General features: G+C 49.8%; 24 protein-coding genes and 4 tRNA genes. 15 read left to right on the top strand and 13 right to left on the bottom strand.

Translation table 11 applies throughout. The features are described from left to right. Positions 1-26: 26 nt before the first annotated feature. A complete protein-coding gene (gene maeB / locus M979_RS11710; RefSeq protein ID WP_034459057.1) occupies positions 27-2,306 on the top strand; it encodes an NADP-dependent oxaloacetate-decarboxylating malate dehydrogenase in 2,280 nt (759 codons plus the stop codon). A 1-nt stretch (position 2,307) separates the two neighbouring features. Here maeB and hemF read toward each other — a convergent pair whose 3' ends face one another. Together hemF and amiA are read right to left on the bottom strand one after the other, a co-directional pair. After that, positions 2,308-3,213, bottom strand: a complete 906-nt coding sequence (hemF, locus tag M979_RS11705) for an oxygen-dependent coproporphyrinogen oxidase (protein WP_064555032.1) — start codon at positions 3,211-3,213, stop codon at positions 2,308-2,310. Positions 3,214-3,218: 5 nt separating this feature from the next. Next, entirely contained in the window at positions 3,219-4,091 is an 873-nt protein-coding gene (gene amiA / locus M979_RS11700; RefSeq protein WP_034459052.1) for an N-acetylmuramoyl-L-alanine amidase AmiA, read from the bottom strand. A 206-nt stretch (positions 4,092-4,297) separates the two neighbouring features. Here amiA and M979_RS11695 point away from each other — a divergent pair, with 206 nt between their 5' ends. The 9 genes from M979_RS11695 to cysM all read left to right on the top strand — a co-directional run bounded on the left by M979_RS11695 (position 4,298) and on the right by cysM (position 11,854). Beyond that, positions 4,298-4,723, top strand: coding sequence for a GNAT family acetyltransferase (locus tag M979_RS11695; protein WP_034459050.1), 426 nt, complete (start codon positions 4,298-4,300; stop codon positions 4,721-4,723). Beyond that, on the top strand, positions 4,723-5,169 hold the full coding sequence (locus tag M979_RS11690; RefSeq protein WP_034459048.1) for a DUF2919 domain-containing protein: 447 nt from the start codon (positions 4,723-4,725) through the stop codon (positions 5,167-5,169). Before M979_RS11695 ends, M979_RS11690 begins: the two co-directional genes overlap by 1 nt. A gap of 63 nt (positions 5,170-5,232) precedes the next feature. Further along, positions 5,233-5,808: an RpoE-regulated lipoprotein gene (locus tag M979_RS11685; protein WP_034459046.1), complete on the top strand. Its 576-nt coding sequence runs from the start codon at positions 5,233-5,235 to the stop codon at positions 5,806-5,808. Positions 5,809-5,911: 103 nt separating this feature from the next. Further along, complete coding sequence (locus M979_RS11680; RefSeq protein WP_064555031.1) at positions 5,912-6,811, top strand: Dyp-type peroxidase; 900 nt, start codon at positions 5,912-5,914, stop codon at positions 6,809-6,811. Positions 6,812-7,056: 245 nt separating this feature from the next. Further along, entirely contained in the window at positions 7,057-8,073 is a 1,017-nt protein-coding gene (locus M979_RS11675) for a sulfate ABC transporter substrate-binding protein (protein ID WP_064555030.1), read from the top strand. Further along, entirely contained in the window at positions 8,074-8,907 is an 834-nt protein-coding gene (cysT, locus tag M979_RS11670; protein WP_064555029.1) for a sulfate/thiosulfate ABC transporter permease CysT, read from the top strand. After that, positions 8,907-9,782, top strand: coding sequence for a sulfate/thiosulfate ABC transporter permease CysW (gene cysW, locus M979_RS11665; protein ID WP_064555028.1), 876 nt, complete (start codon positions 8,907-8,909; stop codon positions 9,780-9,782). The genes cysT and cysW overlap by 1 nt, the downstream gene beginning before the upstream one ends. Continuing rightward, on the top strand, positions 9,772-10,872 hold the full coding sequence (gene cysA, locus M979_RS11660) for a sulfate/thiosulfate ABC transporter ATP-binding protein CysA (RefSeq protein ID WP_064555027.1): 1,101 nt from the start codon (positions 9,772-9,774) through the stop codon (positions 10,870-10,872). Before cysW ends, cysA begins: the two co-directional genes overlap by 11 nt. Positions 10,873-10,942: 70 nt before the next feature. After that, positions 10,943-11,854, top strand: coding sequence for a cysteine synthase CysM (gene cysM / locus M979_RS11655; RefSeq protein ID WP_034459032.1), 912 nt, complete (start codon positions 10,943-10,945; stop codon positions 11,852-11,854). A gap of 65 nt (positions 11,855-11,919) precedes the next feature. Here the strand turns inward: cysM and crr are convergent, their stop codons facing one another. The 5 genes from crr to cysZ all read right to left on the bottom strand — a co-directional run bounded on the left by crr (position 11,920) and on the right by cysZ (position 16,895). Beyond that, complete coding sequence (crr, locus tag M979_RS11650) at positions 11,920-12,429, bottom strand: PTS glucose transporter subunit IIA (RefSeq protein WP_034459029.1); 510 nt, start codon at positions 12,427-12,429, stop codon at positions 11,920-11,922. Positions 12,430-12,469: 40 nt separating this feature from the next. Then, positions 12,470-14,197 carry a phosphoenolpyruvate-protein phosphotransferase PtsI gene (ptsI, locus tag M979_RS11645; RefSeq protein ID WP_034459027.1) on the bottom strand — a complete coding sequence of 576 codons (1,728 nt, stop codon included), beginning with the start codon at positions 14,195-14,197 and terminating at the stop codon, positions 12,470-12,472. A gap of 44 nt (positions 14,198-14,241) precedes the next feature. Continuing rightward, entirely contained in the window at positions 14,242-14,499 is a 258-nt protein-coding gene (ptsH, locus tag M979_RS11640; RefSeq protein WP_034459025.1) for a phosphocarrier protein Hpr, read from the bottom strand. Between the two features lie 395 nt (positions 14,500-14,894). After that, positions 14,895-15,866, bottom strand: coding sequence for a cysteine synthase A (gene cysK / locus M979_RS11635; protein ID WP_034459022.1), 972 nt, complete (start codon positions 15,864-15,866; stop codon positions 14,895-14,897). A 267-nt stretch (positions 15,867-16,133) separates the two neighbouring features. Beyond that, positions 16,134-16,895 (bottom strand): sulfate transporter CysZ, encoded by a 762-nt coding sequence (gene cysZ / locus M979_RS11630; RefSeq protein ID WP_064555026.1) that lies wholly within the window; start codon positions 16,893-16,895, stop codon positions 16,134-16,136. Positions 16,896-17,125: 230 nt separating this feature from the next. Between cysZ and zipA the strand changes: the two genes are divergently transcribed. The 3 genes from zipA (at position 17,126) to M979_RS11615 (ending at position 20,416) form a co-directional block, all read left to right on the top strand. Then, entirely contained in the window at positions 17,126-18,112 is a 987-nt protein-coding gene (gene zipA / locus M979_RS11625) for a cell division protein ZipA (protein WP_064555025.1), read from the top strand. Positions 18,113-18,180: 68 nt separating this feature from the next. Beyond that, complete coding sequence (gene ligA / locus M979_RS11620; protein WP_064555024.1) at positions 18,181-20,199, top strand: NAD-dependent DNA ligase LigA; 2,019 nt, start codon at positions 18,181-18,183, stop codon at positions 20,197-20,199. A gap of 1 nt (position 20,200) precedes the next feature. After that, entirely contained in the window at positions 20,201-20,416 is a 216-nt protein-coding gene (locus tag M979_RS11615; RefSeq protein ID WP_034459012.1) for a DUF3820 family protein, read from the top strand. Here the strand turns inward: M979_RS11615 and M979_RS11610 are convergent, their stop codons facing one another. Continuing rightward, positions 20,417-21,406, bottom strand: a complete 990-nt coding sequence (locus tag M979_RS11610; protein ID WP_064555023.1) for a bile acid:sodium symporter family protein — start codon at positions 21,404-21,406, stop codon at positions 20,417-20,419. It abuts the gene before it with no gap. 90 nt (positions 21,407-21,496) lie between these two features. Here M979_RS11610 and M979_RS11605 point away from each other — a divergent pair, with 90 nt between their 5' ends. Beyond that, positions 21,497-22,426 carry a LysR family transcriptional regulator gene (locus M979_RS11605; RefSeq protein ID WP_034459009.1) on the top strand — a complete coding sequence of 310 codons (930 nt, stop codon included), beginning with the start codon at positions 21,497-21,499 and terminating at the stop codon, positions 22,424-22,426. Here the strand turns inward: M979_RS11605 and M979_RS11600 are convergent. From M979_RS11600 to M979_RS11580, 5 genes are all read right to left on the bottom strand, one after another. Continuing rightward, on the bottom strand, positions 22,423-22,767 hold the full coding sequence (locus M979_RS11600) for a FlxA-like family protein (protein WP_034459007.1): 345 nt from the start codon (positions 22,765-22,767) through the stop codon (positions 22,423-22,425). The genes M979_RS11605 and M979_RS11600 overlap by 4 nt on opposite strands. A 278-nt stretch (positions 22,768-23,045) precedes the next feature. After that, a tRNA-Lys gene (locus tag M979_RS11595) sits at positions 23,046-23,121 on the bottom strand. Between the two features lie 3 nt (positions 23,122-23,124). Further along, positions 23,125-23,200: transfer RNA gene (locus tag M979_RS11590), tRNA-Val, on the bottom strand. Positions 23,201-23,233: 33 nt separating this feature from the next. Then, positions 23,234-23,309, bottom strand: a tRNA-Val gene (locus tag M979_RS11585). A 43-nt stretch (positions 23,310-23,352) separates the two neighbouring features. After that, positions 23,353-23,428 (bottom strand) — tRNA-Val (locus M979_RS11580). 259 nt (positions 23,429-23,687) lie between these two features. Between M979_RS11580 and gltX the strand changes: the two genes are divergently transcribed. Beyond that, positions 23,688-25,103, top strand: a complete 1,416-nt coding sequence (gltX, locus tag M979_RS11575) for a glutamate--tRNA ligase (protein WP_034459005.1) — start codon at positions 23,688-23,690, stop codon at positions 25,101-25,103. Positions 25,104-25,154 lie beyond the last annotated feature (51 nt).

Here is a 25,154-nt window from a genome sequence, read left to right as displayed (position 1 = left end):
GAGAATGATAAAAAAGGAACGAAGAAATGGACGAACAACTAAGACAAAGTGCCCTCGATTTTCATGAATTCCCTGTACCTGGGAAAATTCAGGTTTCGCCAACCAAACCGCTGGCGACCCAGCGTGACTTAGCATTGGCCTACTCTCCTGGCGTTGCTGCACCTTGTCTTGAGATTGAAAAAGACCCCCTTGCGGCTTACAAATACACCGCACGTGGCAACCTGGTCGGCGTGATTTCCAACGGCACTGCGGTGCTAGGGCTGGGTAATATTGGCGCGCTGGCGGGCAAGCCGGTGATGGAAGGTAAGGGTGTTCTGTTTAAGAAATTCGCCGGTATTGACGTGTTCGATATCGAAGTCGATGAAATGGACCCGGACAAACTGATTGAGGTGATTGCTGCACTTGAGCCAACGTTCGGCGGCATTAACCTGGAAGATATTAAAGCGCCAGAGTGCTTCTACATCGAGAAAAAACTGCGCGAGCGCATGAACATTCCAGTGTTCCATGACGATCAGCATGGGACGGCCATCATCTGTACTGCGGCGGTGCTTAACGGCCTGCGTGTAGTTGAGAAGAATATCTCTGATGTCCGTTTAGTGGTTTCTGGCGCGGGCGCATCGGCTATCGCCTGTATGAACCTGCTGGTGCAGCTAGGTATCCAGAAACACAACATCGTTGTCTGTGATTCCAAAGGCGTTATCTACAAGGGCCGTGAAGAGAACATGGCTGAGACCAAAGCGGCCTACGCGGTGGAAGATAACGGCAAGCGCACACTCGACGAAGTGATTGAAGGTGCGGATATTTTCCTCGGCTGTTCAGGCCCGAAAGCCATGAGCCAGGAGATGGTCAAGAAGATGGCGCGTGCACCACTGATTCTGGCGTTGGCAAATCCGGAGCCGGAAATTCTGCCGCCGCTGGCAAAAGAAGTGCGCCCTGATGCGATTATCTGCACCGGTCGTTCTGATTTCCCTAACCAGGTTAACAACGTGCTGTGCTTCCCGTTCATCTTCCGTGGTGCGCTGGATGTTGGCGCAACAGCGATTAACGAAGAGATGAAACTGGCTGCGGTTCATGCGATTGCCGAACTGGCTCACGCTGAGCAGAGCGATGTCGTGGCTTCCGCCTACGGTGAAGAAGAGCTGACTTTCGGCCCTGATTATCTGATTCCAAAACCATTTGACCCGCGCCTTATCGTGCAAATTGCGCCAGCGGTGGCGAAAGCAGCGATGGAGACCGGTGTGGCAACGCGCCCGATTCAGGATTTCGATGCTTATCGTGAAAAACTGACCGAGTTCGTCTACAAAACCAACCTGTTTATGAAGCCTATTTTCTCCCAGGCCCGCAAAGATCCAAAACGTGTGGTGCTGACTGAAGGTGAAGAGGCGCGTGTACTACATGCGACTCAGGAGCTGATTACGCTTGGTTTGGCAAAACCGATTCTGATTGGTCGTCCGGCGGTTATCGAAATGCGCCTGAAAAAACTTGGCCTGCAAATGCAAGCCGGGCGTGATTTTGAGATCGTGAATAACGAATCCGATCCGCGTTTCAAAGAGTACTGGAATGAGTACTACAACATCATGAAACGCCGCGGTATTACGCAAGAGCAGGCGCAGCGCGCGGTGATTAGTAACACCACCGTTATCGGTGCAATTATGGTGCACCGTGGTGAAGCGGATGCCATGATTTGCGGGACCATCGGTGAGTATCATGAGCACTTCTCCGTGGTGGAAAAGCTGTTCGGCTATCGTGAAGGCGTCAAAGCTGCGGGGGCGATGAACGCGCTGCTGCTGCCAAGTGGCAACACCTTTATTGCTGATACCTATGTTAATGACGATCCGTCGCCAGAAGAGCTGACAGAAATTACCTTGTTAGCCGCAGAAACGGTACGTCGCTTTGGTATCGAGCCAAAAGTCGCGTTGTTGTCGCATTCCAACTATGGTTCCTCCGATTCGAAAGCGGCATGCAAGATGCGCAAAACGCTGGAGATGGTACGCGAACGTGCGCCAGAGCTGGAAATTGACGGTGAAATGCATGGTGATGCGGCGCTGGTGGAAAGCATTCGTAACGAACGTATGCCTGACAGTCCGCTGAAAGGTTCGGCAAATATCTTGATCATGCCAAACGTCGAAGCGGCACGTATTAGCTACAACTTGTTGCGTGTTTCCAGTTCCGAAGGGGTGACAGTCGGGCCAGTATTGATGGGCGTGGCAAAACCGGTGCACGTGTTAACACCGATTGCGTCTGTTCGTCGTATTGTGAATATGGTGGCGCTGGCAGTTGTTGAGGCGCAGACCGTTCCGCTGTGATTTAAACCCAATCCTTAACCGGCAAGAAATCACGATACAAGGCAGCCTCCGGGCTGCCTTCTTCTGGCTGATAGTCATATTCAAAGCGAACCAACGGCGGCATCGACATTAAAATCGACTCTGTACGCCCACCCGTCTGCAAACCAAACAACGTTCCGCGATCCCACACCAGGTTAAATTCTACATAACGGCCACGGCGATAAAGCTGGAAGTCGCGCTCGCGCTCGCCCCACGGCAAGGCTTTACGGCGTTCGACAATCGGCAGATAAGCGTCCAGGTAACCCTTACCCACAGCTTGCATAAAGCTGAAGCAATGTTCGAAATTCGGGGTGTTCAGATCGTCAAAGAACAGGCCACCAATACCGCGTTGCTCATTGCGATGCTTAATAAAGAAATAATCGTCGCACCACTTTTTGTAACGCGGGAATACGTCATCGCCAAAAGGCTTGCACAAGTCTTGCGCAGTTTTGTGCCAGTGAATGGCATCTTCTTCAAAACCGTAAAATGGCGTTAAGTCAAAACCGCCGCCAAACCACCACACCGGGTCACAACCTGGCTTTTGTGCAATGAAAAAGCGCACGTTGGCGTGGCTGGTGGGAATGTACGGGTTGAGCGGATGCACCACCAGGGAGACGCCCATCGCTTCAAAGCTGCGCCCGGCAAGTTCCGGGCGATGCGCTGTCGCAGACGCAGGCATCGCGTCGCCATGAACGTGGGAGAAGTTAACGCCCGCTTGCTCAAAGATATTCCCACCACGTAACACCCGGCTGCGTCCGCCGCCACCGCCCTCACGTTGCCAGCTATCTTCTTCAAACGCAGCGCCATCAATATTGCTCAGTTGCTGGCAGATGGTGTCCTGCAATTGCAGCAGGAATTGTTTTACGGACTCAATATCTGGCAAGTTCATAGGTATCAACGTTTCTTACTGTGAGCTTTTTGGTTATCAAACCAATTGAAGTAGCTAATGATGCCCGAGGCAATCGCATTAGCAATTTTCTGGCGGAACGCGGCGGTGCCTAGTAGCTTTTCTTCACCCGGATTGGTGATGAATGACGTTTCAACCAGTACGGAAGGTATCGACGGCGATTTCAATACCACAAACGCCGCTTGTTCCGTGTTGCGGCTATGCAGTTTATGCACTGGCTTTATCTGCTTAAGAATGTGCGAACCGAGCGTCAGGCTGTTTTTAATGGTGTCAGTTTGCACCAGGTCGAACAGCACCTGTTGTAGATACTGGTCTTTATGTTTGACCTTGCTGCCTGCGACATCATCGGCGGCGTTTTCTTTATCAGAAAGATATTTTGCCATGGCGCTACTGGCACCTCGATTGGAAAGGGCAAACACCGACGCACCGGCAGCTGATGGGTTGGTGAAACCATCAGCATGAATCGACATAAAGAGATCGGCCCCGTGTTTGTGGGCTATTTCTACGCGATCGTACAGCGGAATAAATTCATCACTGGTACGTGTGAGTTTGGCCTCTATCCCATTGCTTTTTAGTATGTTTCGTACATTTTTAGCAATGGCCAGTACGACATGTTTCTCTTTAGAACCATTATGGCCAATCGCGCCGGTATCAATACCTCCGTGGCCTGGGTCGAGCATCACTACTCGACGTCCACCCGATTTTTTGCTGGGCTTGCTGTGATGAGTGGTGGTTTTGAGAGGTTTAGTCTCCGAGCTGGCCAAAGCCTTATTTACGCCCGTTAACGTTAAAGCAGCCAATCCAGTAAGCAGTAACTGGCGGCGGGTAGTCAGATGCGTCAGTGATTTAATTTTGCTCATGCGGCTAATATTTTTATCTTAAAAATTGCAGATAGGCATTTATAGCGTATCGGCAAAGGGTAAACGACAAGCATTTATGGGATTTTCATTACCAAAAATGAATGAGCGGCTAGTATGTCATTTTTTGCTTCGTTTTGCGGCAGATATTGGCTAAACAGAAACTTAACGCCATAATCACTCTTTTAGACTTTCGGGTGGCTAATACCATGGAAATACGAGTTTTTCGCCAGGATGATTTCGAAGAAGTCATTACGCTTTGGGAACGTTGCGACTTACTGCGTCCATGGAACGATCCTGAAATGGACATTGAACGTAAACTCAATCATGACGCGGATCTGTTTTTAGTGGCAGAAGTAGGCGGTGAAGTGGTTGGTTCGCTGATGGGTGGCTATGACGGTCACCGGGGTTCAGCATATTATCTTGGAGTTCATCCCGAATATCGTGGTCGCGGTATCGCTAATGCGCTATTAAGCCGTCTTGAGAAAAAGCTCATCGCGCGCGGCTGCCCAAAAATTCAAATCATGGTGCGTGAAGAAAATGACCTGGTGATTGGTATGTATGAGCGGCTCGAGTATGAGCAACAAGATGTGATGCTACTCGGCAAGCGATTGATTGAAGACCAGGAATATTAATGCCTGTGCTGTACCCACCTTCGGATTACGATACCCACGGTAATCTGAAAACACCTTTGTTGTTCTGGTGTACCCTTCTTTTGCAGGCGCGAACCTGGTTTGTTCTGGTACTGGCGGCGGCATCCCGTCAACAGGGCGATGCCATCCTTGGGGTTTTCTATCCTGACCGCGACAATTTCTGGTTTGGGCTATTGCCTGGCGTTCCTGCGGCATTGGCCTTTATGATCAGTGGTCGCCGACATTTGTATCCCCGTGTTTGGGCAGCGGTGCGCTGGGTGTTAATTGCAGCACAATTGGTGCTACTGACCTGGCAGTTATTGCTGCTGTGGCAAGGTGAGGATCTGACAGGAGTAACCTTGCTCCTGCTGCTTGCCGATTTATTTGCCTTGTGGTGGTTAGCCACCAGTCGTCGTTTACGGGATTACTTCATCATCAATCGTGAATAACCGGGCACTTTTGGGAAAGTTTGCACTCCAAAGCGCGTATCCATGCTTAATAAGGAATTTCTGATGAAAAAACTGCGCCTGATGTTATTGGGGCTGCCGCTGGTGTTAGCAGGCTGTTCGACGCTGTCATCCGTCAACTGGTCTGCGGCAAATCCGTGGAACTGGTTTGGTTCGTCGATTGAAGTTAGTGAAAAGGGCGTAGGGGAGTTAAATGCCAGCACGCCAATGGATGAAAAAGCGGTCAGCAGCGCGTTGAATGATAACTACCGTTTACGCAGCGGCATGAAAACCGATAAAGGTGAGATTGTTCGCTTCTATGAAGCGATGGATGACAAAACCGTGATGGTTGTTGTCAATGGCGAAAAAGGCACAGTAAGCCGCGTTGACGTTATGGATAGCAACATCGAAACCGATAGTGGCGTGAAGATTGGTACCACTTTTAGCTCTCTGTATGACAAAGCATTTGGTGCGTGTGTCAAAGGGACTGAAGATGATAGCGCAGGTGTTGAGTGCAAGGCCAAAGATAGCCAGCATATCAGCTACATTTTTAGCGGCGAATGGCATGGCGGGCAGGAGTTGATGCCGTCTGACGATACGCTCAAAAACTGGAAGATCAGTAAAATTATCTGGCGTCGATAAAAATAACCGCTGGCTTGCGCCTTCTCAATAAGGTGCTGCCGGAATTGGGTATCATAAGGGAATAAACGCCACGTAGAGTGGCGTGTGTTTTTTAGGAGGATTCATGTCTCGTGTTCAAACTGGCATTCTGCCAGAACATTGTCGCGCCGCCATTTGGCTGGAAGCGAGTATTCAGGGTGATTTCGATGCTATTCGCCAGGGCTGTAAAACCTTTAATCAATCACTGATTACGTTTCAGGATAAATTCCCTGATGCGAATTTAGGTGCGGTGGTGGCATTTGGTCACGACTTGTGGCGCGATCTCAGTGGCGGAGTGGGTGCGACTGAGTTGAAAAACTTTGCTCCATTGGGCAAGGGCCTTGCGCCAGCGACCCAGCACGATGTGATGATCCATATTCTTTCTCTGCGCCATGACGTGAATTTCTCTGTGGCGCAGGCGGCACTTGCCGCGTTTGGCGACGCACTGAAAATTGAAGAAGAAATCCATGGTTTCCGTTGGGTTGAAGATCGCGATTTAAGCGGTTTTGTTGATGGCACCGAAAACCCACAGGGCGAAGAGACTCGCCGTGAAGTGGCGGTCATTAATGACGGTGTGGATGCGGGCGGCAGCTATGTATTCGTCCAGCGCTGGGAACATAATCTCAAGCAGCTTAATCGCATGAGTGTGAGCGATCAGGAGATGATCATTGGCCGTACGAAAGAAGCCAATGAAGAGATTGATGGTGACGAGCGCCCGGATACATCTCACCTGACCCGTGTTGATTTGAAAGAAAACGGCAAAGGCCTGAAGATTGTTCGTCAGAGTCTGCCGTACGGCACTGCCAGTGGCGTGCACGGCCTGTACTTCATCGCGTATTGCGCACGTTTGCACAACATCGAGCAGCAATTGCTGAGTATGTTTGGCGAAACTGACGGCAAGCGTGACGGCATGTTGCGTTTTACCCGACCGGTGACCGGTGGTTATTATTTCGCGCCATCGCTGGATAAGTTGTTAAGCCTGTAGTCTTTGATGGCGGGTGACGCTTGCGCTTACCCGCCCTACAAAACACGTCAGATCAGGTGATGCAGGTCGGATAAGCGTCAGCGCCATCCGGCAGTTTTCCACCGTCAACGACTTCCCCGCGTCTTATACCCCTTTCTTATTGCAAATCACCAAACGATATATAAAACCGTTACAGCTTTGACACTCGTTATAAATACACTGGTAACCATGAAGTTCGGTGGTTATCACATTTATAAGGGTGCCCAATGGCCAAAACGTCAGTCAAAAAACTCTGGAGTGCGCTTGTTGTTTCTGCGTTATTGGCGGGTTCAGCCCATGCCACAGAACTGCTGAACAGCTCTTATGATGTGTCTCGCGAACTATTTGCTGCGCTCAATCCTGCGTTCCAGAAACAGTGGGCCGAGGAAAATAACGGCGACAAGTTGGTGATTAAACAATCTCATGCCGGGTCATCAAAACAGGCACTGGCGATTTTGCAGGGTTTAAAAGCAGACGTTGTAACTTATAACCAGGTGTCCGATGTGCAGATTCTGCATGACAAAGGCAACCTGATCCCTGCCGACTGGCAGACGCGTTTGCCGAACAACAGCTCGCCGTTTTATTCCACCATGGCGTTTCTGGTGCGCAAAGGTAACCCGAAGAATATTCACGACTGGAGCGATTTGGTTCGCCCAGGCGTAAAACTGATTTTCCCTAATCCAAAAACCTCCGGTAACGCGCGTTACACCTATTTAGGCGCGTGGGGCGCAGCAAATAAAGCTGACGGCGGCGATAAAGCCAAAACCGAACAGTTTATGACGCAGTTCCTGAAAAACGTTGAAGTGTTTGATACGGGTGGCCGTGGTGCGACAACTACCTTCGTTGAGCGTGGTTTGGGCGACGTGCTGATTAGCTTTGAATCTGAAGTGAACAACATCAGCAAACAGTACGAGAAAGATGGCTACGAAGTGGTGGTGCCTAAGGTCAATATTTTGGCTGAATTCCCGGTCGCCTGGGTTGATAAAAATGTGAAGGCCAACGGTACTGAAAAAGCGGCAAAAGAGTATCTGAACTTCCTGTATACCCCGGCGGCGCAAACCATCATTACCGATTATTACTACCGCGTGAATAACCCGCAGGTGATGGAAAAGCTGAAGGATAAATTCCCGCAGACGGAACTGTTCCGCGTGGAAGATGAATTTGGCGGCTGGCCTGAGGTGATGAAAACTCATTTCGCCAGCGGCGGTGAGTTCGACAAGCTTGTAGCGGCGGGGCATAAGTAAATGTTAGCGGTTTCTTCCAAACGCGTGCTGCCAGGCTTTACCTTAAGCCTCGGCACCAGTTTGCTGTTTGTTTGCCTGATTTTGCTGCTGCCGTTAAGCGCGCTGGTAATGCAACTCTCCGAGATGACGCTGGCGCAGTATTGGGAAGTGATCACCAACCCGCAGGTAGTGGCGGCATATAAAGTCACACTGCTCTCTGCGGGCGTGGCGTCTATCTTCAACGGTTTCTTTGGCATGTTGATGGCGTGGATTTTAACGCGCTACCAATTTCCAGGCCGTAGCCTGCTTGATGCATTAATGGATCTACCGTTTGCGCTGCCAACGGCGGTGGCGGGCTTAACGCTTGCCGGGCTATTTTCAGTTAACGGCTGGTACGGCGAATGGCTGGCGCAGTTCGGCATTAAAGTCACTTATACCTGGTTGGGTATTGCAGTCGCTATGGCGTTTACCAGCATCCCGTTTGTGGTGCGAACTATTCAGCCGGTGCTTGAAGAACTTGGCCCGGAATATGAAGAGGCAGCAGAAACGCTGGGGGCAACGCGTTGGCAGAGTTTCCGCCGCGTGATTTTGCCTGAGCTTTCTCCGGCATTGATGGCGGGTGTTGCGCTCTCGTTCACCCGCAGCCTCGGTGAGTTTGGCGCGGTGATTTTTATCGCCGGGAACATCGCCTGGAAAACCGAAGTGACATCGCTGATGATTTTCGTGCGTTTGCAGGAGTTCGATTACCCGGCAGCCAGCGCGATTGCCTCGGTGATTCTCGCGGCTTCACTGCTGTTGTTGTTTACCATTAACACGTTGCAAAGTCGCTTTGGTCGACGCGTGGTAGGTCACTGATGACGGATGTAACTGAATTGAAAAGCTATCGCCGCACGGGATTTAACTGGGGCAAATGGACATTGATTGGCCTCGGCGTACTAATTTCGTTTTTGCTGCTGGTGGTACCGGTGGCCTCTATTTTCGCTCAGGCCTTTTCGAAAGGGCTGATGCCTGCGCTGCAGAATATTGTTGACCCGGATATGCTGCACGCGATCTGGTTAACCGTGATGATTGCGCTGATTACTGTGCCGGTAAACCTGGTGTTCGGTATTTTGCTTGCCTGGCTGGTAACACGTTTTGATTTCCCTGGTCGCCAGTTGTTATTAACACTGCTTGATATTCCATTCGCGGTTTCGCCAGTGGTGGCGGGTCTGGTTTATTTGCTGTTTTACGGTTCGAACGGCCCGCTCGCAGGCTTTATGGATGCCCATAACATCCAGATTATGTTCGCCTGGCCGGGTATGGTATTGGTCACTATTTTCGTGACCTGCCCGTTTGTCGTGCGTGAGCTGGTGCCAGTGATGCTGAGCCAGGGCAGCCAGGAAGACGAAGCGGCGATTTTACTCGGTGCATCCGGTTGGCAGATGTTCCGTCGTGTCACTTTACCGAATATTCGCTGGGCGCTGCTTTACGGCGTGGTATTAACCAATGCACGTGCGATTGGTGAATTTGGTGCCGTGTCGGTGGTTTCCGGTTCTATTCGCGGCGAGACATTCTCGCTGCCGTTACAGATTGAATTGCTGCAGCAGGACTACAACACAGTCGGCTCGTTTACCGCCGCAGCGTTATTAACCCTGATGGCAATCGTTACGTTGTTCTTAAAGAGTGCGGTGCAGTGGCGTTTGAATAGCCAGGAAAAACGCCTGCAACAGGAGGGAAATCATGAGCATTGATATTACCAATATTAAGAAGTCTTTTGGTCGCACCCAGGTGCTGAATGATATCTCTCTGGATATCCCTTCTGGCCAAATGGTGGCATTGCTGGGGCCGTCAGGTTCAGGCAAAACCACGCTGCTGCGTATTATCGCGGGCCTTGAGCACCAGAACAGCGGGCGCATTAGTTTCCATGGCACCGATGTTAGCCGCATCCATGCGCGTGACCGTAAAGTCGGTTTCGTATTCCAGCATTATGCACTCTTCCGCCATATGACGGTGTTCGACAATATCGCCTTCGGCCTGACGGTGTTGCCACGCCGCGAGCGCCCGTCTTCTGCTGTTATCAAACAGAAAGTGACGCGTTTGCTGGAGATGGTGCAGCTATCCCATCTGGCAGAACGATTCCCGGCGCAGCTTTCTGGTGGGCAGAAGCAACGTGTCGCTTTAGCACGTGCGTTGGCGGTTGAGCCACAAATCCTGCTGCTTGATGAGCCGTTTGGTGCACTGGATGCGCAGGTGCGTAAAGAACTTCGCCGCTGGTTACGCCAACTGCATGAAGAGCTGAAATTCACCAGTGTGTTCGTTACTCACGACCAGGAAGAAGCGATGGAAGTTGCGGATAGGGTTGTGGTGATGAGCCAGGGGAATATCGAGCAGGTTGATACACCGGAAGCGGTATGGCGCGAACCAGCGACGCGCTTCGTGTTGGAATTTCTCGGTGAAGTTAATCGCATGAAAGGCACTATTCGCGGTAGCCAATTCCACGTTGGGGCACACCGTTGGCCGTTGGGCTTCACACCAGCTCACCAGGGGGCGGTGGATTTGTTCCTGCGTCCGTGGGAAGTGGATGTCAGCCGCCGTACCAATCTGGATTCCCCATTGCCTGTGCAAGTGCTGGAGATCAGTCCTCGAGGGCATTACATGCAATTAGTTGTGCAGCCGCTTGGCTGGTACGACGAACCGTTAACGGTGGTTCTGCGTGAAGATCATGTTCCTGTGCGCGGTGAACGATTGTTCGTGGGCCTGCAACATGCACGTTTGTATGATGGGAAGAATCGAATTCAGCCTACTTATAATGGCCAACTAGACCTGGCGCAGACTGCCTGATAAGTTTATTGAACAACACGACACGCAAAAGCGGCCCACGTGGCCGCTTTTCTTATATCTGGATAGGCAAGTGAACACCTTAGAAAGCACGATTGGCAATACGCCTCTGGTTAAGTTACAGCGCACCGGGCTCGAAAACGGCAGTGAAATCTGGGTAAAGCTGGAAGGGAATAATCCGGCAGGCTCGGTAAAAGACAGGGCGGCACTATCTATGATCGTGCGTGCGCAAGCTCGCGGTGAAATCTCCCCAGGCGATACGCTCATTGAAGCGACCAGCGGTAATACCGGCATTGCGCTGGCGATGATTGCGGCGCTAAAAGGTTATCGCATGAAGCTTTTAATGCCCGATAACATGAGCATGGAACGCAAAGCGGCAATGCAAGCCTATGGCGCAGAATTGATTCTGGTGACCAAAGAGCAGGGCATGGAAGGTGCCCGTGAACTCGCTCGTTTGATGGAGGAACGTGGCGAGGGCAAAGTTCTCGACCAGTTTAATAATCCCGATAACCCCTATGCACACTACAGCACCACCGGGCCAGAGATCTGGCAGCAAACTCAGGGGCGCATCACGCATTTTGTCTCCAGTATGGGCACCACCGGAACGGTAACAGGCGTGAGTCAGTTTATGCGTGAGCAAGATAAAAAAGTGACCATCGTTGGTTTACAGCCGGAAGATGGCAGCAGTATTCCTGGGATTCGCCGCTGGCCTGAAGAATGGCTACCGAAGATCTTCAACCCTGACCTGGTTGATGAAGTGATTGATATGTCACAAGTTGAAGCCGAGAGAACCATGCGTCGTATGGCGCGTGAAGAGGGGATTTTCTGTGGAGTGAGTTCGGGTGGTGCGGTTGCTGGCGCGTTGCGCGTTGCGCAGGCAAACCCTGGATCTGTAGTGGTGGCGATTATCTGCGATCGTGGCGATCGTTATTTATCGACTGGAGTGTTTGGCGAAGAGAGTTATTCGCAAGGCTCAGGAATCTGATTCTAAAGCATGCAAAAAAAAACGGCACCTCAGGCAGAGGTGCCGTTTTCAATTGTGTGGACAGCTTACTTCTTGATGCGGATTACCGGGGTTTCACCCACAGTCACGCTACCAGTCAGTTTGATCAGCTCTTTGATTTCATCCATGTTGGAGATAACAACCGGAGTCAGGGTAGACTTCGCTTTCTCTTCCAGCAGGGCCAAATCGAACTCGATAACTACGTCGCCTTTCTTAACGCGCTGGCCTTCTTCTGCGATGCGTTTGAAGCCTTCGCCTTTCAGTTCAACAGTGTCGATACCGAAGTGGACGAACAACTCAATGCCGCTATCGGATTCGATAGAGAAAGCATGGTTAGTTTCGAAGATTTTACCGATGGTGCCGTCAACCGGAGCAACCATTTTGTTGCCAGTCGGTTTAATTGCAATGCCATCACCAACAATCTTCTCGGCGAAAACCACATCTGGAACATCTTCAATGTTTACGATTTCGCCAGAAAGTGGGGCAACAATCTCAATGGTTCCGGTGTCTTTTTTATCATCAGAAACCAGAGATTTCAGTTTATCAAACAAACCCATGATCTTCTCCTAAGCAGTAAATTGGGCCGCATCCGGTGGATTAGCAGATTGTTTTTTCTTCAATGAACTTGTTAACCAGCGTCATTAACTCGTCCGTTGTCGGTTGAGCAAGAGCTTGCTCTGCTAACACCTTCGCATCTTCGAAGTTCGTGTTACGAATAATCTTCTTAATGCGCGGGATAGAAATGGAACTCATACTAAATTCGTCCAGACCCATTCCCAGCAACAGAAGTGTAGCACGTTCGTCGCCTGCAAGCTCACCACACATACCGGTCCATTTACCTTCTGCATGAGAAGCATCAATAACTTGCTTAATCAGAGTCAGTACAGACGGTGACATTGGCTGGTAAAGATGTGAAATCATATCATTACCACGGTCAACTGCCAGGGTGTACTGTGTCAGATCATTCGTACCGATACTGAAGAAGTCGACTTCTTTAGCCAAATGGCGAGCAATTGTAGCCGCAGCCGGAGTCTCAACCATCACGCCAACTTCGATAGTTTCGTCAAACGCTTTGCCTTCTTCACGCAACTGCGCCTTCATGATTTCGATCTCAGCTTTCAGTGCACGCACTTCTTCAACAGAGATGATCATTGGGAACATGATACGTAATTTACCGAATACAGAAGCACGCAGGATAGCGCGAACCTGAGCGTACAGGATCTCTTTACGATCCATAGCAATACGTACTGCACGCCAGCCCAGGAACGGGTTCTCTTCTTTCGGGAAGTTCATGTACGGCAGCTCTTTGTCGCCACCGATATCCATGGTACGTACGATAACTGCTTGTGAGCCACAGGCTTCAGCAACAGCTTTGTACGCCGCGAACTGCTCATCTTCAGTCGGCAGTGAATCGCGGTCCATGAACAGGAATTCTGTACGATACAGACCTACACCTTCTGCACCATTACGCTCAGCACCGTCGACATCACGAACAGTACCGATGTTTGCGCATACTTCTACCTGATGACCATCGAGAGTAATTGCTGGCAGATCTTTCAGTTTCGCCAGTTCAGCTTTCTCAGAAGCTTCTTGCTGCTGTACAGCACGCAGAGCTTCGATCTCTTCGTTGGTTGGGTTAACGTAAACTTTATTGTTAACGGCATCGAGGATCAGGTAATCGCCGTTCTTCACCTGGTTGGTCACGCTACCAGTACCAACAATCGCAGGCAGCTCAAGAGAACGCGCCATGATGGAGGTGTGGGAGGTACGGCCACCGATATCGGTGATGAAACCCAGAACCTTTTGCAGGTTAAGCTGTGCGGTTTCAGATGGCGTCAAATCTTTTGCGACCAGGATAACTTCATCCTGAATGGCGCTAAGGTCAATAATTGCCAGACCAAGGATATTGCGCAGCAGACGCTTACCGATATCACGTACGTCAGCCGCACGTTCTTTCAGGTATTCATCGTCTAATTCTTCCAGCGCGACCGCCTGGCCTTCGATAATTTCGTGAGCTGCTGCATCAGCAGTCACTAACTTATCTGTGATAAGGGCTATGATTTCCTGCTCAAGCTCTTCGTCTTCCAGCAACATAATGTGGCCTTCGAAGATAGCTTCCTTTTCTTCACCGAAGGTCTCGCCAGCTTTAATTTTGATCGCTTCTAATTGTGCTGACGCTTTAGCGCGTCCACTTAAGAAACGTTCAACTTCCTGCGCAACTTTGTCGGCAGAAATTTTCTTCCGGTCGATGACAATTTCATCTTCCTTCAGCAAAAGTGCCTTGCCGAAAGCGATACCCGGGGATGCTAAAATGCCTGAAATCATAACCCTACCTTACTTGTGACTGATATTTACGAAGAACCCAGAACTTACTCGAGTTCAGCCATCAGTTTTACCAAATGCTCAACTGCTTTCTGATCATCTTCACCTTCAGCGGAGATGGTCACAACAGTACCTTGGGTCAGACCCAGAGTTTGCAGTTTGAACAGGCTTTTCGCGCTTGCGCTTTTGCCGTTGGAGGTCACAGTGATCTCAGAAGTGAAGCCTTTAGCTTCTTTAACAAACTGAGCAGCAGGGCGGGTATGCAGACCGTTTGGAGCGGTAATGGTAACTTCTTGCTGGAACATTGTATTTCCCCAACTTATAGGTTTTGTGTTGTGGAACTAAAGTCTAGCCTGGTGGCAAAACTTTAGCCTGTATAGTTAGCGCCGTGTTAATTGTAACTCTACGCGACACAGGATGCTTTCGGAAACCACGAAATGTGTTTTGGTATCGACCATGCGCTTCGTGGCTCGCTCGTCATTAATCATTATGCCGTGAAATGTGATTTTGCACCAAATCGTTAAATCGATTCAGCAGATGTACGTCACGTTTTTCGATTAATTTCGCGCATCAAAATAATTTGCTGGATAGATACCAGACCTGGCCAAGTGACGCAATGGTAGGGAGGCCAAAAGTTTGACGTATGCCACAAAAAAGCACCCATTTGGGTGCTTTTTTACACTGATTCACCTGATTGGTATCACTGCTGGAGTTCTTTTTCAGTGAAAAGATCGGCAAACAGAGCGGTACTCAGATAACGTTCCCCAGAAGAAGGGAGTATAACCACAATGTTTTTATTGGTAAATGCTTCATCTTCCTGAAGTTTTAGCGCAGCGGCAACCGCAGCGCCGGAAGAGATACCCGCCAGAATACCTTCTTCTTCCATCAACTGCCGTGCCGTTGAAATCGCTTCTTCATTGGTGATAGCAATCACTTTGTCGATAAGCTTCAAGTCGAGGTTACCAGGGATGAAACCGGCACCGATACCCTGAATTTTATGAGGGCCTGGCTTAAGTTCTTCACCGGCCAGTGCCTGAGCAATAACCGGCGAATCAGTAGGCTCTACGGCGACAGTAATCAGATCCGTTTTACCTTTGGTGTTTTTAATGTAACGGCTCACGCCCGTTAGCGTGCCGCCAGTACCTACACCCGAAATAAATACGTCTACTTCACCGTCGGTATCTTCCCAGATTTCTGGGCCAGTGGTTTTTTCGTGGATTTCTGGGTTGGCTGGGTTGCTAAACTGCTGGAGCAAAAGGAATTTTTCTGGGTTGCTGGCAACAATTTCTTCTGCTTTCTGAATGGCACCTTTCATGCCCTTCGCGCCTTCAGTTAATACCAGGTTGGCACCCAGTGCTTTCAGCAGTTTGCGGCGTTCGATACTCATGGTTTCAGGCATGGTCAGCGTGAGCTTATAACCACGTGCGGCGGCAACATATGCCAATGCAATACCGGTATTACCACTTGTTGGTTCGACTAACTCCACACCAGGCTTCAGCACACCGCGTTTTTCGGCATCCCAAATCATATTGGCCCCGATACGGCATTTTACGCTAAAGCTCGGGTTACGGGACTCTACCTTGGCCAGGATGCGTCCATTACCGATGCGGTTCAGTCGAACCAGCGGCGTATGACCGATAGTCAGAGAGTTGTCTTCATAGATCTTGCTCATAACCCGTCCTTAACTGTATGAAATTTGGGAAACCTCTTCAGCATACCTGCTTAGAAGTTATGCGGAAGTAAAGAAATCGCATATCTATATGTAGAAGGGAAATAAGCAGGAGCCAGAAGGAATAAGGAGTGGCATATACCCCTCATCTTTCAAGCTGCAGGTAAGCTTGGCTGCACTCCTTCGCTCCAGTCACTTACTTTAGTAAGGCCCTGAGGATTCTCTCACTTACCATCTACCTGCAACTTGAATGATTTTAGGTATAAAAAGTCACTTCCACATAGCATGTTTTGGACGATAGCAGTCGACCCACATGGCGGTAGCACCACAGACCGCGACTGGCATGATAACCAGATTCAGGAATGGGATGAGCGTAAACAGACTGACTAGTGAGCCAAACTGCATGTTAATGATTTTCTTCTCACGCAATGAGATGCGCATTTCTTTAAATGGCACTTTATGGTTATCAAATGGGTAGTCGCAGTACTGAATAGCCAGCATCCAGGCGCTAAATAAGAACCATAAAACGGGTGCGACGGTTTGGCCGATACCTGGGATGAAGTAGAGAATCAGTAATACTAGCGCTCGTGGCAGATACCAGGAGAGCTTTTGCCATTCGCGTTTCATAATACGTGGAATATCTTTCATTATACCGAACACACCGGTATCCGGCGGTGTTGCGCCAGTCAGACGAGCTTCGAGCTGCTCAGCCAGTAATCCGTTAAAGGGAGCAGCAATCCAGTTGGCGATGGTTGAGAAGAAATAACCAAACACCAGCAAGATAGACACGACTGCCAGTGGCCAAATGAGATAGCTCAACCACTGTAACCAATCAGGAACGTAAGAAAGAAGGGTAGGAACCCAAACATCCAGGCGAGTAAACAACCACCAAAATGCTCCACCCATCAATAAAATATTGACTAACAATGGCAAAAGCACGAAGCGCCTGATTCCTGGCTGATGTACCAGCTTCCAGCCTTGCGAAAAGTAATAAACGCCACTACGTGGCCCGGCTCCTGAATTTGAAACCATATCTGAACGAACTCCTTTTTGGTCATTACAATGACGTGCAGAGTTATCATAACTGAGTGCCAGGAGAAAAACTTACTAAGAAATGGTCGAAAAAACAGCGAAAAATCGATTTTGGTACATCTTTATGCTGAGAAAACAGTGTGCGGACTTGCACTTGAGCAGATGGGCAAATACTCTTAGTGAGTAAATGTTTGCCGCGGTGGCAAGGTGTTAGAACAACAGAGAATATAATGATGCAGGATTTGCGTCTGATATTAATCATTGTTGGCGCGATCGCCATAATAGCCTTACTGGTTCACGGCCTGTGGACGAGTCGTAAGGAGCGTTCTTCCATTTTTCGTGATCGTCCAATGAAGCGCATGAAGTCTAAGCGTGACGAATACGAATCGGATGACGATGAGGCTGACGATGAGCAAGATGATGGAGTAGGTGAGGTGCGTGTGCGTCGGGTTAATCCTGCGCCAGAAACAACGACTCGCGAGCCAGAAATGCCTCGTCAGCCGCATGTTCCTCAACATCAGTATGAGCCACCTTACGCCTCTGCGGAGCCGCGTCAGAGTGCGCCTGTGCGTCAGCCTGAACCGGTTGTTCCGCGTCAGGAAGTTCCTGTTGCGCCTGTACATCAGCCAGCGCCTCAGCAACCTGCTGTCCATCAACCGGTACAACAGCCTGTTCAAACGCCTCAGCCAGTTGCACCGCAAGTGTCGGTCCAACCGGTGCAGCATACTGAACCTGCGCCGGAGCCAGTTGTTGCACAACCTGCTCCGACACCGGAACCACCGGTACGTCGTAAAGAGACGGTGATTGTGCTGAACGTTTCGGCTCATGCTGGCAGCATGATTAACGGCGATGTGCTGTTAAACAGTATTCAGCAAGCGGGCTTTATCTTTGGCGAAATGAACATTTTCCACCGTCATCTTAGTCCAGATGGCAGCGGCCCAGTTCTATTTAGTCTTGCTAATATGGTTAAGCCTGGATCGTTTGACCCAGAAAGCATGACGAATTTTGCCACACCTGGCGTGACAATTTTCATGCAGGTGCCGTCATACGGCGACCCAACGCAAAACTTTAAGTTGATGCTGCAGTCCGCTCAGCACATTGCCGATGAAGTCGGTGGTGTAGTGCTCGACGACCAACGTCGTATGATGACGCCGCAAAAAATGCGTGAGTACCAGGACCGTATCCGCGAAGTGGTTGAAGCAAACGCAAGCCACTGATACAAATCCTGAACATGTTTCTCCCTAAACCCCCGCATGTCGGGGGTTTTTTATATTGATGGTGCGATATGGACACAATCGAACAACAAATTACTCAACTGCGAACCACGCTTCGCCATCATGAATACCTTTATCATGTACTTGATACTCCAGAAATCCCGGACGCGGAATATGACCGCCTGATGGCGAAATTGCGTTCTCTGGAAGACGCGCATCCTGAACTCGTCACCCCGGATTCACCGACACAGCGCGTGGGTGCTGCACCCTTAAGCGAATTTACCCAGGTTCGCCATGAAGTGCCGATGCTGTCGCTCGATAACGCCTTTGATGAAGCTAGCTACCTGGCATTTAACAAACGAGTCCAGGACCGCTTAAAAAGCGCAGAAGCCATTACTTTTTGCTGTGAGCTGAAACTTGATGGCCTCGCGGTAAGCCTGCTTTACGAAGATGGAGTTTTGGTTCGTGCCGCCACTCGTGGCGATGGTACGACTGGCGAAAATATTACTGCCAACGTGCGCACTATTCGTTCTATCCCTCTAAAACTGCGTGGCGAGAATATCCCCCGTCGTCTGGAAGTTCGTGGTGAAGTGTTCTTGCCGCAGGCTGGTTTCGAAAAGATTAACGAGGAAGCACGTCGCACAGGCGGTAAAATCTTTGCTAACCCTCGTAATGCAGCAGCCGGATCTCTGCGACAACTCGATCCACGTATTACAGCGAAGCGCCCGTTAACTTTCTTCTGCTATGGCGTTGGTTTACTTGAAGGCGGCGAATTACCCGCTAGCCATCATGCACGTTTACAGCAGTTTAAAGAGTGGGGACTGCCGGTGAGCGACCGCATTCGCCTTTGTAATACACCGGAAGAAGTACTGGCGTTTTATCACCAGGTCGAAGCTGAACGTCCAAAATTAGGTTTTGATATCGACGGTGTGGTTATCAAAGTAGATTCACTTGCGCTGCAAGAAACGCTCGGCTTTGTTGCTCGCGCACCGCGTTGGGCCGTGGCGTTTAAATTCCCAGCTCAGGAACAGATGACTTTTGTTCGTGACGTTGAGTTTCAGGTCGGGCGAACGGGTGCAATTACCCCTGTTGCTCGTCTGGAGCCGGTTCAGGTTGCAGGTGTGCTGGTCAGCAATGCCACATTACATAATGCAGATGAAATCGAGCGCCTGGGGTTAAGAATTGGCGATCGCGTAGTTATTCGCCGCGCGGGCGATGTAATCCCGCAAGTCGTAGGTGTAGTTGAGTCCGAACGTCCGGAGAATACCTCCGAGATTGTCTTCCCAACTCATTGTCCGGTTTGCGGTTCTGACGTTGAACGTGTTGAAGGCGAAGCGGTTGCGCGTTGCACCGGCGGCCTGATTTGTGGCGCACAGCGCAAAGAAGCGCTTAAGCATTTTGTCTCTCGTCGCGCGCTGGATGTAGACGGCATGGGCGATAAGATAATCGACCAACTGGTTGAGAAAGAATACGTTCATACGCCTGCGGATCTTTTCCGACTGACTGCCGGTAAACTTACCGGGCTTGACCGTATGGGACCTAAGTCTGCACAAAACGTAGTTGATGCGCTTGAGAAAGCTAAAGAGACCACGTTTGCGCGCTTCCTCTATGCACTTGGCATTCGCGAAGTGGGCGAAGCGACAGCCGCTGGTTTAGCCGCGCACTTTGGCTCGCTGGATGCGCTGATTGCGGCAAGCATCGAAGATCTGCAAAAAGTGCCTGACGTGGGTATTGTGGTCGCCACTCATACGTTCAACTTCTTCGCAGAAGAGAGCAATCGGGAAGTTATTCGTCAGTTGACGGCAGAAGCGGGTGTTCACTGGCCTGTACCGGTGATTATCAAAGCGGAAGAGATCGACAGCCCATTTGCAGGAAAAACAGTCGTGCTGACTGGATCGCTGAGTATTATGTCACGCGATGATGCGAAGGCTCGTTTGGTGGCCTTGGGTGCAAAAGTTGCAGGTAGTGTGTCGAAGAAAACCGATTTGGTCATTGCCGGTGAAGCCGCAGGCTCAAAGCTTGTAAAAGCACAAGAGCTAGGTATTGATGTGATTGATGAGGCTGAAATGATTCGCTTATTAGGTGAATGAAATGGATAAAGAGCAGCTTATTGAGATTGCTAATACCGTGATGCCATTCGGTAAATATAAAGGCCGCGTGCTGATTGACGTCCCGGAAGAGTACTTGCTGTGGTTTGCGCGTAAAGATGAATTTCCTCAAGGACATCTTGGTGAGCTGATGAGGCTCACTTTGCTTATTAAGACTGAAGGGTTGGAGGGGCTGGTGAAGCCCCTCAAAAGGCATTAACTAAGTGTTATCAGTGGCGGCTTTGGCTGCCACCTGCGTCTCTTTCTGATAACGGCGGGCTAGCACCGCGCATATCATCAACTGCAACTGGTGGAAGATCATTAGCGGCAGCACCATCATCCCGACTGTTGCGACCGGGAATAAGATATTTGCCATCGGAATACCATTCGCCAAACTCTTCTTCGAACCACAGAATACAATGGTAATTTCATCAACCTTGTTAAAGCCCAGCCGCCTTGCCACAAATATGTTGATGCTGATGACAATAGCCAGCAATACCAGACTTACCACCACAATAAACAGCAGTGAACCCAGGCCAACTTTGTGCCAGATCCCGTGTCTTACCGCCTCGCTAAACGCCGTGTAGATGACGAGCAGAATAGAAGTCTGGTCGGTTTTACCGATCCATTTTTTATGGCGTGCAACCCAATCACCAATCCATGGACGTGAAAGATGGCCTGCTACAAACGGCACCAGTAACTGCAACATGATGCTGCCGACCTGCTGTAAGCTTCCGCTTGCTCCATGAACATGCATCACCATGCCTACTAAAAGCGGCGACAGGAATATGCCGAGCAGGCTTGAAGCTGATGCTGCGCATACGGCTGCAGCTACGTTGCCCCCGGCAAGCGAGGTGAATGCAATGGCTGATTGCACTGTGGCAGGCAAAATACACAAATACAGAAAGCCAGTATAAATCTCCGGGCTCACATTGACTGGTGCCCACCAGGCGAACAATACGCCCAGAACCGGGAACAAAACGAACGTGCTGCACATGACCCACAGGTGTAAACGCCAGTGGCTGCTGCCAGCAATAATCGCTTCGCGCGAAAGTTTTGCGCCGTGCATAAAGAACAGCAGTGCGATAGCTGCGGTCGTTAGCCCTTCAAAAAAGCCAACAAAGCCGCCTTGAGCGGGGAAGAAAGACGCCAGTAATACGGTCACGATTAGCGTCAGCGTGAAGGGATCGAGTACGCGAAAGAGTTTCATCATTATTCCTCAAACTGTTGTAGAACTATTGTGCTTTTAATGTTTTTAGAAATAAAATTGATTTATTGAATGCATTAATGAATTAAATAGATGAATTATTCGCTGCGTCAGTTAAAAGTGTTTGTCGCTGTGGCTCATGCCGGGAGTTTTAGCCGGGCAGGGGAGCAGATTGGTCTGAGTCAATCTGCGGTTAGTCACAGTGTAAAAGAGTTAGAGACTGAGCTAGGTGTAAAGCTACTGGACCGCACAACACGAGAAGTCGTGCTGACGGAAGCAGGCCAACAATTGGCTTCCAGGCTTGAACGGCTGCTGGAAGAGTTGACCAGCACACTTTTGGATACACGCAGCGTTGGCCATCAGCTAAGCGGGATTGTGCGTGTCGCGGCGAGCCAGACTATCTCAGCCCACTTAATGCCGCAATCTATCGCTGCTGCGGCTATTGAGTTTCCTTCGATCCGTTTTGTGCTCCATGACCGCCCGCAGCAGTGGGTGTTGCAAAGTATTCGCCAGGGAGAAGTGGATTTTGGCATGGTTATCGATCCTATTCAGGCCAACGACCTGGATTGCGAAGTCGTGCTTTCCGAGCCGTTTTTGTTACTTTGCCGAAATGACCACCCGCTTGCCGCTCAATTACAAGTGCCATGGCAAGCATTACAAGGTGCAAACCTTGTACTACAGGATTACGCATCAGGCAGCCGCCCGTTGATCGATGATGCATTAATGCATCAGGGTATCGAGGCTAATATAGTTCAGCAGATTGGCCACCCGGCGACACTGTTTCCAATGGTCGAGGCGGGAATTGGTATTAGCGTTCTTCCGGCATTGGCATTGCCATTACCCAAAGAGCGCCCTCTTGTTGTCAGGCCCCTGGTTCCAGTTGTCGATCGGCAATTGATGTTGGTACGGCGGAAAAATCGCTCGCTTTCTCGTGCTGCTGAGGCTATCTGGCAAGTTGTTCGTCAACAGGCGCAGCAGTTAACCACTGCTCGCCTGAACGACCCACTTTTTAATAAATATTAGACATAGATATCAATCTGATGATCTACAGACGGTTTATTTACACCTTCCATTCGGGATTGTTGCTGTTCCTGTTTTTTCTCTGCGGCTTCTACTTGTTGGCGTTGTAGTTGTGCAAGTTGCGCCTGCAGCATTTTAATCTGTGTCTGAATCAGTTCCTGCTGTTTTTGCTTTTCTTCTGTTGTTCCGCTGCCATTGGCAATATCTTTCGCTTGCTGAGTTAGTTTCGTGATTTGCTGGGTGATACGGCTGATTTGTGATGCCAGGCTGTTGCCTGAGCTTGCTAAAGAACCGCTTGTGCTGGCTTGTGGTGAAGGTGTAGAGGTATTGATAGTGTTGCTCATAATAATTCCTCGAGGGATTAGATTAAGCAGTTATCGGCTAAACGCGGAAAAATCTTGAGAGAAGAAGGTAATACCCATTGATTTTGGCAGGGTTAACGGGAGATGGATTAGAAATATGCATAGCCAAAACGCGCTTTTATGCATAGGTGGGGGCTTTGAGACTCGCCCTTTGGTTCGTCTCCCAAAACGGCAACGTTGCGGTAGGTTCAAACCCCTACATGATGTGGTTCTGTGCTTCATAAACGAAAAAAGCGCCAAAAGGCGCTTTTTTCTGAATTTGGTGGGGCGTGCAGGATTCGAACCTGCGACCAATTGATTAAAAGTCAACTGCTCTACCAACTGAGCTAACGCCCCGAATGGTGGGTGATGACGGGCTCGAACCGCCGACCCCCTCCGTGTAAAGGAGGTGCTCTACCAACTGAGCTAATCACCCAAACTTCGGTACTGCTATTACAAGAGTAGATAATGGTGGGTGATGACGGGCTCGAACCGCCGACCCCCTCCGTGTAAAGGAGGTGCTCTACCAACTGAGCTAATCACCCAAATCTTATCTCTTGCTACACTGCGGAATCACTCACTAATGAATGGTGGGTGATGACGGGCTCGAACCGCCGACCCCCTCCGTGTAAAGGAGGTGCTCTACCAACTGAGCTAATCACCCCGCTGTGTGGAGTCGCATTATAGGGAGAGTTGAAAATGAGTCAACGCCTTTTCTAAAGATTTTGTTTGTTCGTCGTAAAATTAAACAATGCGATCACGAATTATCCATTGATGGTTGATTTGCCACCAGAATATGTGGATTGCAGACAAGAAAGGGTATCTACATTGAGGAATCAGTTCACAGTGGTAGAATGTTCTCCACTCTATATTCCCTGGCATTTGCCGGTTTCCCGGTACTTTTGCGTAATTAAGGCCGTTTAATGAAAATCAAAACTCGCTTCGCGCCAAGCCCAACTGGTTATTTGCATGTTGGTGGTGCTCGTACTGCTCTCTATTCATGGCTTTTTGCTCGTAACCATGCGGGCGAATTCGTATTGCGTATAGAAGACACTGACCTTGAGCGCTCAACTCCAGAAGCTATTGAAGCTATCATGGATGGCATGAACTGGCTGAGCCTTGAGTGGGACGAAGGTCCGTATTACCAGACCAAACGCTTTGATCGTTATAACGCGGTTATCGACGATATGCTTGAAGCTGGTACAGCGTATAGATGTTACTGCTCTAAAGAACGTCTTGAAGCATTGCGTGAAGAGCAAATGGCGAATGGCGACAAACCTCGTTATGACGGTCGTTGCCGCCATGGCCATGAGCACCATACTGCTGATGAACCATGTGTTGTGCGTTTTGCCAACCCGCAAGAAGGCTCTGTTATTTTCGATGACCAGATCCGTGGCCCTATCGAATTCAGTAACCAGGAGTTGGACGATCTGATCATTCGCCGTACCGATGGATCCCCAACCTATAACTTCTGCGTTGTAGTAGATGACTGGGATATGGAAATCACCCATGTTGTTCGTGGTGAAGACCATATCAACAACACTCCGCGTCAGATCAACATCCTGAAAGCATTAAATGCGCCAGTGCCTGTTTACGCGCACGTTTCCATGATTAATGGCGATGACGGTAAAAAGCTTTCCAAACGTCATGGTGCAGTAAGTGTCATGCAGTATCGTGACGATGGTTATCTACCAGAAGCACTATTGAACTACCTGGTGCGTTTGGGTTGGTCTCATGGCGATCAGGAAATCTTCACTCGTGAAGAGATGATCAAACTGTTCACCCTGGATTCAGTTAGCAAATCGGCCAGCGCATTCAATACCGAAAAATTGCAGTGGCTGAACCACCACTACATTAATCACCTTGCTCCTGAATATGTTGCGACCCATCTGCAATGGCATATCGAGCAGCAAAATATTGATACTCGCAACGGTCCACAACTGGCTGAGCTGGTGAAATTGCTGGGTGACCGCTGCAAAACTCTGAAAGAGATGGCTGAAACTTGCCGCTACTTCTATGAAGACTTCAGTGAGTTTGACGCAGATGCTGCGAAGAAACACCTTCGCCCGGTTGCTCGTCAGCCGCTGGAAGTGGTGCGCGACAAACTGGCTGCATTAACCGACTGGACTGCAGAGAATGTGCATAATGCAATCCAGGCAACCGCTGATGAGTTGGAAGTGGGGATGGGGAAAGTAGGCATGCCGCTACGTGTTGCTGTTACAGGAGCAGGGCAGTCACCTGGTCTTGATGTCACCGTTCACGCGATTGGTAAACAACGTTCTATTGCTCGTATTAATCAGGCTCTGGAATTTATCGCTGCACGTGAAGCACAACAGTAACGCGAAATTCAGTAATTGAAGAGTAGTTGCTAAAAAGCCGGCTTATGCCGC

Source organism: Buttiauxella noackiae ATCC 51607, assembly GCF_001654865.1.
Classification (GTDB): domain Bacteria; phylum Pseudomonadota; class Gammaproteobacteria; order Enterobacterales; family Enterobacteriaceae; genus Buttiauxella; species Buttiauxella noackiae.
The sequence above is the reverse complement of the archived record's forward strand: the minus strand, read 5'-3'. Positions and strand labels throughout refer to the sequence as shown.

Excerpts from the sequence above, each read along its gene's own strand:
- maeB (WP_034459057.1), top strand. The coding sequence starts at position 27 with ATGGACGAACAACTAAGACAAAGTGCCCTCGATTTTCATGAATTCCCT.
- hemF (WP_064555032.1), bottom strand. The coding sequence starts at position 3,213 with ATGAACTTGCCAGATATTGAGTCCGTAAAACAATTCCTGCTGCAATTG.
- amiA (WP_034459052.1), bottom strand. The coding sequence starts at position 4,091 with ATGAGCAAAATTAAATCACTGACGCATCTGACTACCCGCCGCCAGTTA.
- M979_RS11695 (WP_034459050.1), top strand. The coding sequence starts at position 4,298 with ATGGAAATACGAGTTTTTCGCCAGGATGATTTCGAAGAAGTCATTACG.
- M979_RS11690 (WP_034459048.1), top strand. The coding sequence starts at position 4,723 with ATGCCTGTGCTGTACCCACCTTCGGATTACGATACCCACGGTAATCTG.
- M979_RS11685 (WP_034459046.1), top strand. The coding sequence starts at position 5,233 with ATGAAAAAACTGCGCCTGATGTTATTGGGGCTGCCGCTGGTGTTAGCA.
- M979_RS11680 (WP_064555031.1), top strand. The coding sequence starts at position 5,912 with ATGTCTCGTGTTCAAACTGGCATTCTGCCAGAACATTGTCGCGCCGCC.
- M979_RS11675 (WP_064555030.1), top strand. The coding sequence starts at position 7,057 with ATGGCCAAAACGTCAGTCAAAAAACTCTGGAGTGCGCTTGTTGTTTCT.
- cysT (WP_064555029.1), top strand. The coding sequence starts at position 8,074 with ATGTTAGCGGTTTCTTCCAAACGCGTGCTGCCAGGCTTTACCTTAAGC.
- cysW (WP_064555028.1), top strand. The coding sequence starts at position 8,907 with ATGACGGATGTAACTGAATTGAAAAGCTATCGCCGCACGGGATTTAAC.
- cysA (WP_064555027.1), top strand. The coding sequence starts at position 9,772 with ATGAGCATTGATATTACCAATATTAAGAAGTCTTTTGGTCGCACCCAG.
- crr (WP_034459029.1), bottom strand. The coding sequence starts at position 12,429 with ATGGGTTTGTTTGATAAACTGAAATCTCTGGTTTCTGATGATAAAAAA.
- ptsI (WP_034459027.1), bottom strand. The coding sequence starts at position 14,197 with ATGATTTCAGGCATTTTAGCATCCCCGGGTATCGCTTTCGGCAAGGCA.
- ptsH (WP_034459025.1), bottom strand. The coding sequence starts at position 14,499 with ATGTTCCAGCAAGAAGTTACCATTACCGCTCCAAACGGTCTGCATACC.
- cysK (WP_034459022.1), bottom strand. The coding sequence starts at position 15,866 with ATGAGCAAGATCTATGAAGACAACTCTCTGACTATCGGTCATACGCCG.
- cysZ (WP_064555026.1), bottom strand. The coding sequence starts at position 16,895 with ATGGTTTCAAATTCAGGAGCCGGGCCACGTAGTGGCGTTTATTACTTT.
- zipA (WP_064555025.1), top strand. The coding sequence starts at position 17,126 with ATGATGCAGGATTTGCGTCTGATATTAATCATTGTTGGCGCGATCGCC.
- ligA (WP_064555024.1), top strand. The coding sequence starts at position 18,181 with ATGGACACAATCGAACAACAAATTACTCAACTGCGAACCACGCTTCGC.
- M979_RS11615 (WP_034459012.1), top strand. The coding sequence starts at position 20,201 with ATGGATAAAGAGCAGCTTATTGAGATTGCTAATACCGTGATGCCATTC.
- M979_RS11610 (WP_064555023.1), bottom strand. The coding sequence starts at position 21,406 with ATGAAACTCTTTCGCGTACTCGATCCCTTCACGCTGACGCTAATCGTG.
- M979_RS11605 (WP_034459009.1), top strand. The coding sequence starts at position 21,497 with ATGAATTATTCGCTGCGTCAGTTAAAAGTGTTTGTCGCTGTGGCTCAT.
- M979_RS11600 (WP_034459007.1), bottom strand. The coding sequence starts at position 22,767 with ATGAGCAACACTATCAATACCTCTACACCTTCACCACAAGCCAGCACA.
- gltX (WP_034459005.1), top strand. The coding sequence starts at position 23,688 with ATGAAAATCAAAACTCGCTTCGCGCCAAGCCCAACTGGTTATTTGCAT.